This window comes from Ideonella sp. (genome assembly GCF_041287625.1).
Classification (GTDB): Bacteria; Pseudomonadota; Gammaproteobacteria; order Burkholderiales; family Burkholderiaceae_C; genus Ideonella.
The window spans coordinates 1-8,883 of the sequence record NZ_JBGGNH010000029.1 but is presented as its reverse complement, the minus strand read 5'-3'; the positions used below and the strand labels follow the sequence as shown (position 1 = coordinate 8,883).

Genomic DNA, 8,883 nt, shown 5'->3' with positions numbered 1-8,883 from the left:
GCCATGCCGCCCGACAGCGCATGCGGATGCGCGCCGGCGAACTCGGTCAGGCCCACCAGCGCCAGCGCCTGGTCCACGCGGCCGCGCTGTTCGCGCAGCACGCCGCGCGCCTGCAGGCCCAGCGCCACGTTGTCCCACACGGTGCGCCAGGGGTAGAGCGTGGGGTCCTGGAAGACGACGATGCGCGACGGGTCCGGCCGGGTGATGGGCCGGCCGTCCTGCGTCAGCTGGCCGGCGCTGGCCGGCTCCAGCCCGGCCACCAGGCGCAGCAGCGTGGACTTGCCACAGCCGCTGGGGCCCAGCAACGCGACGAACTCGCCGGGCGCGACCGTCAGGTCGATGTCGGCCAGCACCGGCAGCGGCGGTTGGCTGCCGAGGCCGGGGAAACGGTGGCTGACGCCCTGCACGTCGATGCGCGCGCCCCGGGCGGGCGAAGCCACTGCCGCGAGCGGCGGTGTGTCGATCACGGCGTTCACCATTTGACGGTGCCTTTCTGCCAGGACAGCACGCGGTCGCGCACCGCGAACAGCAGCGTGATCAGGCCGGAACACAGCAGCGCCATGACGATCAACGCCGCGTACATGTTGGTGTAAGCCGCCCAGCCCTGGGCCCAACTGAGGTACCAGCCCAGCCCGGCTTTCACGCCCATCATCTCGGCCGTGACCAGGATGGAAAACGACGCCCCCAGGCCCATGAACAGGCCGACGAAGACCTGCGGCAGCGCGGCCGGAATGGCCACCCGCAGCACCAGAAACCACTCGGACGCGCCCAGCGTGCGCGCCACGTCGTAGTACTGCTTGTTGACGCTGGCGACCCCGGACCAGGTCAGCACCGCGACCGGGAAACCGGTGGCCAGCGCGATCAGGAACACCGCGGCGGCATGGCTGGACGGGAAGAAGAAAAACGCCAGCGGCAGCAGCGCCGAAGCCGGGATGGGCCCGACGAAGCGGATCACTGGATGCACCCAGTAGCCGATGTGGCGAGACCAGCCGATGGACACGCCCACCAGGAAGCCGACCACCGTGCCGATGCTCACGCCTTGCACCAGCAGCAGGGCCGAGTGCCAGGTGCTTTCGCCCAGGCGCTTCCAGTCGTCGATGTAGACCTCGGCCAGGCTTTGCGGTGGTGCAAAAAACGGAGTGGGCAGGACCGCGAGCTTGGCCGTCAACACCTGCCACAGGCCCAGCAGCAGCGGCAGCGCGACCAGCCACGGCCCGGCCGCGCGCCAGCGGCTGGCGCGGCCGGGGTTCACGCCCACCGCAGCCAGCAGCAGCAGGCCGACCGCGCCGGCCAGGAAGCCGAACTCGCGCGTGTAGGCCCAGTCCGAAAAGCCCACCGCCTGGTTGGGCCACAGCAGCGTAAGCGCCGCGAGGCCACCCCAGGCCAGCGCGGCCAGCAGGCCCACGCGCCAGCGCCTGGCGGCGGGCGGCGCTGGCTCAGCAGTCACCACCACGGCAGGCTTGGCGGGTGCAGCCGAAGCGGCCGTCAAAGAGGTGCCTGAATTTCCTGGGAGGCCGTAGACCTCGTCCAGCATGCGCAGCAGTGCCATGGTGCTCAGCCCAGTGCGTTGTAGTAGACGTGCTGGGCGAAGCGCGCAGGGTCGGTGCTCTGCTTGAGCACGCCGACCGAGCGGAAATCATTGGCGTAAAACTCAATCTCCTTCTGCAGGTCCTGCGCGACCGGATGGTGGCGGTGCGTCAGCGTGCCCAGCAGCTTGCGCAGGTCTTCGGTGGCGACGTTGGGTGCGTGCTTGTGGAAGATCTCGGCGGTCTCGTTGGGGTTGTCGGCCACGAAGTCCGAGGCCTGCACGATGGCCCGCACCAGCCCGGCGACGACCGGCTTTTCCTTGCGCACCAGCTCGCCGCGGGCGCCGATGATGCAGCAGGTCTTGTCGGCGTATTCGCCCGAGAGGTTGGTGGCCAGCTCGGTGTAGATGCCGGGCGAGCGCTTCTCCAGCAGGTAGAGGTTGGGGTCGCCGTCGGCGATGGCCTGGATCTCGCCCTTGTCCACCGCCACGCCCAGCAGGTCGGCCGGGTACTGGCGCCAGTTCACGTCGCGCTCGGCGTCGATGCCGTTCTTGGCCAGCAGGATGGCGAAGAAGTTCTTGCCCGGGCTGGCCAGGTCGCTCACGCCGATGGTCTTGCCCTTGAGCTTCTTCAGGTCGGTGACGCCGGCCGTCTTCGCGCCAATCAGCCGCACGCAGCCGCCATGCGAGCTGCCGACGATCTTCACGTCGAAACCGGCCTCCAGCGGCTTCAGCCAGCGGTGGATCATGCCCACTGCGGCGTCTGCCTTGCCGGTGGCCAGCGACTCCAGCAGCTGGTCGGTCGAGCCGGTGTAGTTGACCAGCTCCACCTGCAGGCCGTTGCGCTCGAAGTAGCCGTGCTCCAGCGCCACCAGGACAGGCGACAGGCAGAACGCATTCGCGTTCCAGGCGAAGGTGAGCTTGCGCGGCGCGCTCCACGCGCGGCGGCTCAGCAGCCCCAGGGAAGCAGCCGCCGCCATCGCAGCGCCACCGCTGATGACGCGCCGGCGTGGCGGCATGACAAGGCCAGGTTTGGATTCGACTGGATTCACGGGCACTCCCTGCAGGTCTTTGAAACAGTGCATGAAGTTAACCAATGATCATGCCGAAATGGAAATGATGATGCGACGCTTCGATATGCGTTCCGGCGCGGTCATTGGCTCGCTTCCCTCGTGGCTGCGCCCTCTGCGCTCGGTGGCGGCATATCGATCTGACGATTGGTTCGTTCGGCCACCGCCTGCGCGCACCTAGGCTGGCGCGCTGTTGTTCCCTGCTGTTGCCGAGGTGCCATGTCCCACGATTTCCCTGCCCTGTCCCGTCGCCAACTGCTGCAGGCCGCCGGGCTTGCGGCACTGCCACTGGCCTCGCTGCCCACGCTGGCGGCCGAACCCGAGAAGCTGCGCATCGGCTACCAGAAGTCGTCCACGCTGACGATCTTCCTGAAGTCGCGCAACACGCTGGAGCAGGCGCTGGCGGCGCAGAACGTGCAGGTCTCGTGGCACGAGTTCAGCTCCGGCCTGCCGCTGCTGGAAGCGCTGAACATCGGTGCCATCGACCTGAGTGCCGATGTGGCCGACGCGGTGCCGCCGTTTGCGCTGGCCGCCGGTGCGAAGCTGACCTACTACGCGATCGAGACGCCCTCGCCGACCGCGCAAGCCATCGTCGTGAAGAAGGATTCGCCGCTGACCAGCGTGGCGCAGCTGAAGGGCGAGAAGGTGGCGTTTGCCAAGGGCGCCGGCGCGCACTTCCTGCTGCTCGAAGCGCTGAGCCAGGCCGGCCTGACGTTCAAGGACATAGCGCCCGCCTACCTCAGCCCGGCCGACGGCCGCGCCGCCTTCGAAAACGGCAGCGTGGCCGCCTGGGTTGTGTGGGACCCGTTCCTCGCCGCAGTGCAGCGCCAGTCCGGCGCCAAGGTGCTGGTGGACGGCACCAGGCTCTCCAGCTACCGCCGTTTCTACCTCGCCGCAACCCCCTTCGCCCAGCGCCGCCCCGATGTGCTCACCGCCGTGTACCGCGAGCTGCAGCGCGCCGGCGACTGGATCAAGCAGAACCCCAAGCCGGCCGCCGAATGGCAAGGCCCGCTGATCGGCCTGGACGCCGCCACCGTGGAAGCCGCCAACCAGCGCCGCAGCTACAAGGTCCAGCCGGTGGACGCGGAATCCCTCGCCGAACAACAACGCATCGCCGACGCGTTCACGCTGGCGCAGGTGCTGCCGCGCAAGGTGAGCATCGCGGAGTCGCCGGTGTGGCAGCCGGCTTGAGGTAGCTGGCCGGTGGTACCCATCGGCTTGGCTGAACCAGAACCGTCAGATCAGGTCTGCGGCATCGCGCAGCAGCCTGGCCACCGCCAGCAGTTGATTGCGCTCCATGGCGTCCGCAAACATCTGCGGTGTGAATGCAGGGTTGCGTCGGCGCATGCGCATCTGCTTGAAGGCCGTGAGCACCCGCACCTGGTCCAGTTCAAACTGGTGGATCAGGAATTCATCCGGATGCACCGCCTCGATGCCATGCGCGCCCAGCACGCTGGCCGGAAAGTCCTTGAGGTTCATGGTGACGATGCAGTCGGCGTGGCCTGCAATCGCGGCGGCAAGCACATGGCGGTCGTTCTCGTCCGGCAGCGCCAGGGCCGCCACCAGCGGTGACCATGCCGCTTCTGGCACTTCCCAATCGGGATAGGCCAGGTGCATGTCTTCGCGGCGGGCGTGAAAGTCTTGGACCGGCCGGCTGTATTGCGCCGCCAGGCTGCGTGTCCACTCGTCGTCGATGCGGGCGGTCCATTTCGGGGCGAACAACTCTGTCTTGCCCACCGACATCAGCGCATCGCACACCCCCAGCGGAAACAGCACGCAAGCGTCGAGCAGTGCGGTGTATCGCAGCAAGCCCGCCATTCAGTAGTCCAGCCCCATTTCGCGCTCCGCGTCGGCCATGCGCTGCAGCGCCGCTTCGCTCTGGTTGCGCATGGCATCTCGATAGGCCATCACCGCCCGAAACTCGATCCTGCGGTGGGAGCCTACCTTGCGAAATGGCATCTTGCCCTGCTCCAGTTCCTTCACCAGGAACGGACGCGAGACATTCAGGAATGCCGCCGCCTCGATGGTGGACAGCTCGCGGTTTTCAGGCACCAGGCTGACGGAATGCCCTTCGCTCATCATCCCCAGCACATTCGCCAGCAGCCGGAGCACGCCCGGCGGAACTTCGATCTTCGCCTCAACACCGGCTTCGTCCGAAACGGTGATGGCCGCGGCGCGCGAATGGTCAAGCGAGGCCATCAGGCAACGCTGCGCCGCTGCTGCCATCTTCTGTTCCGCTTCGCCCAACATGGGCGCCTCAAGAATTTTCTCGTTTGTGCTCATGGGTGCTCTCCAAGGCCGCGACAGTGACCACGGCCGATGTGCACTATGCCATCAAGTGAAATAAGTGCAATAACCGCCATGGGTGCAACGTGCGTTTTGCCTGTTGTCACTGGTTCAACGCCACGGCTACGCGGCAAGGACTTCGCGCAACATCAGCAATTCTTCCGGCTCAAGGTGGAACGGCGCGTGAAGCGCGCGCACGCAGGCAGGCAGTCTTGCCTGACCCGGCCATCGGTATTACGATGTTTGATAACGTAATACCAGGAGGCACGCAGTGGCCGAGCCAACAACGTTGACCAGCAAAGGGCAAGTCACGGTGCCGCGGGAGATCCGCGAGCGGCTGGGCCTGCGTTCCGGGGACAAGATGACCTTCACGCTGCTGAGCGATGGCACGGTCGTCATGCGCCCCAAGAATCGCAGCATCGCCGACGTGGCCGGCCTGCTGCAGCGGCCGGGTCAGCCGACCGTTGCCGTGGAGGACATGAACCCGTTCAAGGCATGAGTGTCGCGATCGATACCAACGTGCTGGTGCGCTTGCTGGTTCGCGATGACGAAGCCCAGTTTGCGGCAGCACTGCGGCTGGTGACAGAAGAAGCCGCCGCCGGCACGCCGGTTTTGATCCTGCTGTGCACGCTGCTGGAAACCGAGTGGGTGCTGCGCAGTCGCATGAAGCTGGATCGTCCGGTCATCGCCGACGCCTTCGTCAAGCTGCTCGAATCGACCGACTTCAGCTTCGAGCATGTGCCCACCGTGGAGGAAGCGCTGTACCTGTGGAACCATCACCCAACAGCCGACTTCGCGGATTGCCTGCAGAAGGCCCGCGCCGCACAACTCGGTCGGCTGCAGTTCATGACCTTCGACGTGGGCGCTTCCAGGCTGCCCGGCGCTCAGCTGTTGCGGTGAATCGCGAGGCCACTCCAAAACGCTCGCAGGTGTAGATCGCCGGGTCGCTGAGCACTGCGAACATCGCTTCGGCGTGCTCAGCGGTCTGCGTCTCCAGCGTGAGCCTGGCGCTGGTGACAGTGCACATCTCGGGCGCGAGGAACGAGGGTGGCTGCATGTCGCGGACGCGAGAAACGGGCTTGCCCGGAGGCGTCATCCAAACGCGCCATGATGCCTGCTCGGACGGCGCCCCGCCGTCCGGCTTACAGGAACGGGTGAGCGATGCGCTGGAACAGGGTGATCAAGGCAGCTGCTGCGGCAGCACTGTGGCTGGACCTGGCAGGGTGCCAGAGCGTGCAGCCAGAAGCGCCGCTGCTGGACCAGGTGCTGCAGCGCTGGGATGACGAGCCGCACCATGACCTGCGAAGCGTGGTCGTGATGCACCAGGGACACATCGCCGCCGAGCGCTACTTCAATGGCGAGACGGCGGACACGTTGCATGACGTGCGCTCGGCCGGCAAGAGCGTCACCTCGCTGCTGGTGGCGATTGCGGTGGACCAAGGAAGGATCCGCAGCCTGGCCGATCCGGTGCAAGCCTACTGGACGGCGGCCAGGGGCAGTGCGATTGGCGACGTGGCGCTGAGCGACGTGCTGACGATGCGCTCGGGCCTCGCGGCCTTTGACGAGGACCCGACCTCGCCTGGCCAGGAGGACAAGCTGGACGACGCGGCCGACCCGCTGGCCTTCACGCTGGGCGTGCCGCGTGCGGACCCGCCGGGGACGGTCTACCGCTACAACTCGTTGACGGCTTACATCGCTGGGCTGGTCGTCGAACAGGCGAGCGGTCAGCCCTTGCGGGACTTCGCGCGGTTGAACCTGTTCGAGCCGCTGGGCATTCGGCAGTGGCGCTGGGATGCCGACGTGGCCGGCCACACCAAGGGCCAGGGCAACCTGTGGCTGACGGCCCGCGGCATGGCGGCGCTGGGGGAGCTGGTGCGCAACAACGGCGAGTACCAGGGCCAGCGCGTCGTCACCGGGGCCGGCATCGCGCAGATGCTGCAGCCGCGCGTTGCAATCGGCAGCGTCGACCCGTATGCCGACCAATACGGTCACTTCTGGTACTTCAAGGCGATGCGCGTGGGCGGCCAGCAGGTCCCCGTGTGGTTCGCCTCGGGCAATGGCGGCAACAAGGTCTACGTGCTGCCCGAACAGGCGCTGGTGGTCACGGTGGCCTCCAGCGCCTACGGGCGGGGCTACGGCCAGCGGCGCTCGCAGGAGATCCTGCAGGCGGTGCTGGCAGCCGTGCCGGAACTCACCGCGCCCAGGCCTCGATGAAGGCCTTGGCCGAGGCGGCGATCGCATCCAGCGACGTGTCGGGTTTGAACAGCGCGCCGCCAATGCCAAAGCCATTGGCGCCAGCCTTGCGCCAGCCGGCCAGGCTTTCGGGGGTGATGCCGCCGACGGGCCAGAGCGCGGTGCCGGGCGGCAGGATGCTGGCGATGGCTTGCAGGCCTGCGGGGGGCATGGCTTCGGCGGGGAAGATCTTCAGCGCGTGGGCGCCGGCGCGCAGCGCGGCATAGGCTTCGCTGGCGGTGAAGATGCCGGGCACGCTGTAGCAGCCGAGTTCCACGGCCCGGGTCACGACGGCGGCGTCGAAGTGTGGCGAGACCATCAGGCGGGCGCCAGTGGCGGCCACGGCTTCGACCTGGGCCACCGAGGTCACGGTGCCTGCGCCGACGCAGCTGCCGGCCGGCTTCATGGCCTGCAGCAGCGAGATGGCTTCCAGCGCGCCGGGGCGGTTCAGCGGCACTTCCAGGGCGCGGAAGCCGGCGTCGAACAGGACCTGGCCGACGGCGGTGGCGCGTTCGGGCTGCAGGCCGCGCAGGATGGCCACCAACGGTGGCGTGGGCGGCCAGGCCGCGTCGTTCGTGTTCATGGGGTGTGTTCCTTGCGGCTTCAGCCGATGTGGGCTTGGAAGGCCTGCCAGGCGGCGAGCTGCACCGCCTTGGCCGAAAGCGTCTCGGTGGCATGGCCCAACTGGGCGGCGGCGCGCTCGTGCAGCACCGCCAACGCCGGTTCGCCGATCACCCGCACCGGGCCGCCGGCCAGCGCACCAAGCCGGGCCTGGTCGTGCCATTCGGCGCCAATCAGCAGGCCGCTGACATAGGCCGCAGCCGCTGCGGCCGGCATCGTGCCGGTGACGACACGGGCCCGGGCGCCAAACAGCGTGTGGCTGAGCACGCCATCGGCCGCGTCTGCCACGCCATTGGCGAAGGCTTGCGGGTCAGGTTCGGCATCGGCCGGCGCAGCCTGCATCGCGGCGGACAAAGTGCCTTGCTGGCGCAGCAGCGCAAACAGCTCGCCGCTCATGCAGGTGCGCAGCGACCGGATGCGGCCGCCTTGCAGTTGCACCCATTTGCTGTGGGTGCCGGGCAGCACGTAGCAGCCGTCGTCGGCCTTGGGGCCGAGCAGTTGCAGCGCGCCCAGCAGCTGGGTTTCTTCGCCACGCATCACGTCGACCTGGCCACGCTCGCCGCGCCAGCGCAGGCCGGGCACCAGGCGCCAGTGGCGGCCGGCTGGCGCGCCCTGCACCGGCACCGTGTGGGCGGGCAGTTCTCGCAGCGGCTCGGCTGCGTCGAGGTAAGGCACTTCCTGCCAACCCAGCGCCGAGCCGACCATGCCGGCCATGACCACCGGCGTGTCGGCGGCCAATGCCGGCCACGCAGCCAGCAGTTCGTCCAGCGCGGCGCCGAAGCGGCCGGCGCTGGCCAGCGCACCCTTTGCGTCGTGACGCTGCGCGAGCTGCTCGCCGCTGGCGCCCAGCAGACTCGCGCGCCGATGCGTGGTGCCCCAGTCGATGCCGATGAAGGAGGAAGCGGAAGCAGTCATCGTGTGCTTGGAAACTCAAGTAAAAGGGGCCCCCCGGGGTTCAACCCCGAGCGGCCCCGGATCGGGTCAGAGGCTGGACGCCTCCCGGACCTGGATCAGAACCACCATTCGATCTGGGCGCCGAAGCTGTTGCCCGAGGTCTTGTCGTTGAAGGCGTCCTGGCCGGTCACGTTGCCAGCGGCCTTGTTCCACTTGGCGAACGTGGCGTACAGGCGCAGCTCCGGGCGGTTCCAG

The 8,883-nt window shown here is 67.9% G+C and carries 12 protein-coding genes; 4 read left to right on the top strand and 8 right to left on the bottom strand.

Features of this window, described 5'->3' with window-relative positions:
- From ACAH41_RS11720 to ACAH41_RS11710, 3 genes are all read right to left on the bottom strand, one after another.
- The coding region (locus tag ACAH41_RS11720) for an ABC transporter ATP-binding protein (RefSeq protein WP_370538297.1) at positions 1-479 on the bottom strand (479 nt) is incomplete at its 3' end.
- Complete coding sequence (locus ACAH41_RS11715) at positions 473-1,534, bottom strand: ABC transporter permease (RefSeq protein WP_370538299.1); 1,062 nt, start codon at positions 1,532-1,534, stop codon at positions 473-475. The genes ACAH41_RS11715 and ACAH41_RS11720, both read right to left, overlap by 7 nt.
- Positions 1,535-1,554: 20 nt before the next feature.
- The gene (locus ACAH41_RS11710) at positions 1,555-2,505 is read right to left on the bottom strand and encodes an ABC transporter substrate-binding protein (protein WP_325655162.1); all 951 of its coding nucleotides are present in this window, start codon (positions 2,503-2,505) and stop codon (positions 1,555-1,557) included.
- A gap of 309 nt (positions 2,506-2,814) precedes the next feature.
- Here ACAH41_RS11710 and ACAH41_RS11705 point away from each other — a divergent pair, with 309 nt between their 5' ends.
- Positions 2,815-3,786 (top strand): aliphatic sulfonate ABC transporter substrate-binding protein, encoded by a 972-nt coding sequence (locus ACAH41_RS11705; RefSeq protein WP_325654982.1) that lies wholly within the window; start codon positions 2,815-2,817, stop codon positions 3,784-3,786.
- Positions 3,787-3,831: 45 nt separating this feature from the next.
- Here the strand turns inward: ACAH41_RS11705 and ACAH41_RS11700 are convergent, their stop codons facing one another.
- Both ACAH41_RS11700 and ACAH41_RS11695 read right to left on the bottom strand, forming a co-directional pair.
- Complete coding sequence (locus tag ACAH41_RS11700) at positions 3,832-4,413, bottom strand: PIN domain-containing protein (RefSeq protein WP_325654980.1); 582 nt, start codon at positions 4,411-4,413, stop codon at positions 3,832-3,834.
- Positions 4,414-4,878 carry an excisionase family DNA-binding protein gene (locus ACAH41_RS11695; RefSeq protein ID WP_325654978.1) on the bottom strand — a complete coding sequence of 155 codons (465 nt, stop codon included), beginning with the start codon at positions 4,876-4,878 and terminating at the stop codon, positions 4,414-4,416.
- A gap of 274 nt (positions 4,879-5,152) precedes the next feature.
- Here ACAH41_RS11695 and ACAH41_RS11690 point away from each other — a divergent pair, with 274 nt between their 5' ends.
- From ACAH41_RS11690 to ACAH41_RS11680, 3 genes are all read left to right on the top strand, one after another.
- Positions 5,153-5,380, top strand: coding sequence for an AbrB/MazE/SpoVT family DNA-binding domain-containing protein (locus tag ACAH41_RS11690; RefSeq protein WP_325654976.1), 228 nt, complete (start codon positions 5,153-5,155; stop codon positions 5,378-5,380).
- Entirely contained in the window at positions 5,377-5,781 is a 405-nt protein-coding gene (locus ACAH41_RS11685; protein ID WP_325654974.1) for a type II toxin-antitoxin system VapC family toxin, read from the top strand. The genes ACAH41_RS11690 and ACAH41_RS11685 overlap by 4 nt, the downstream gene beginning before the upstream one ends.
- 261 nt (positions 5,782-6,042) lie before the next feature.
- Positions 6,043-7,095 carry a serine hydrolase gene (locus tag ACAH41_RS11680; protein ID WP_325654972.1) on the top strand — a complete coding sequence of 351 codons (1,053 nt, stop codon included), beginning with the start codon at positions 6,043-6,045 and terminating at the stop codon, positions 7,093-7,095.
- On the opposite strand, the gene ACAH41_RS11675 is transcribed toward ACAH41_RS11680, so the two are convergent.
- The 3 genes from ACAH41_RS11675 to ACAH41_RS11665 all read right to left on the bottom strand — a co-directional run.
- Complete coding sequence (locus ACAH41_RS11675; RefSeq protein WP_325654970.1) at positions 7,073-7,696, bottom strand: 2-dehydro-3-deoxy-6-phosphogalactonate aldolase; 624 nt, start codon at positions 7,694-7,696, stop codon at positions 7,073-7,075. The genes ACAH41_RS11680 and ACAH41_RS11675 overlap by 23 nt on opposite strands.
- 20 nt (positions 7,697-7,716) lie before the next feature.
- Positions 7,717-8,649: a 2-dehydro-3-deoxygalactonokinase gene (locus ACAH41_RS11670; protein ID WP_325654969.1), complete on the bottom strand. Its 933-nt coding sequence runs from the start codon at positions 8,647-8,649 to the stop codon at positions 7,717-7,719.
- A 95-nt stretch (positions 8,650-8,744) separates the two neighbouring features.
- Positions 8,745-8,883: carbohydrate porin (locus ACAH41_RS11665; RefSeq protein WP_370538298.1), on the bottom strand; the 139-nt coding region annotated here is incomplete at its 5' end.